The organism is Psychrobacter sp. 1U2 (assembly GCF_051847575.1).
Map to the genome: position 1 here is coordinate 1 of NZ_JBPYDC010001833.1, position 515 is coordinate 515.

Annotated in this window: 1 protein-coding gene; it reads right to left on the bottom strand. The window is 40.6% G+C overall.

The window, feature by feature from the left end:
• A partial coding sequence (locus ACS8FD_RS24665; protein ID WP_439277782.1) for a lysophospholipid acyltransferase family protein occupies positions 1-515 on the bottom strand: 515 nt, incomplete at both ends.

A 515-nucleotide genomic window follows, 5' to 3' on the forward strand; every position in this document is an offset into this window, starting at 1 on the left:
GTTATAAATAAACCAATCAAGAAGTACATTATTTTGTGGTCGATACATTGCATCTAACGCAAAAAACTGAGCGCAAAATAACCCGCCCAAATCGAGCATGGTGTAATGAGCGCCTAACAAAATAACAGGACGATTGTCTTTTTGGGCATTGATAAGATGTTGTAGCCCTGAAATAGAAACCGTACGGGTAAAAACATTAGGGCGAAACCAAGCACAAAGCGTCTCAAATACTCCAATACCTTGATTGACAAAAACTTGCTTTGCCATCAGTTCTCGCTCAGCTTCTGGCTTTTCAGGAAAAGCCAGCTTAAGGTTAATCAGCGTATCCTGTCTGCGTGAGCCTGCAACTTTATAAATCAAGATGCCAAGCTTACGACCCAACCAAAACTGCCAACGTAACGGCAGATAAATCATGGGCAAAAATATCACAAATAACAGCCAAATACTCCAGTATTTAGGCAGTAAAAATTGCCACTGAAAAGGCTTTTTATCAGCTTGTGCTGTGCGTTTATGAG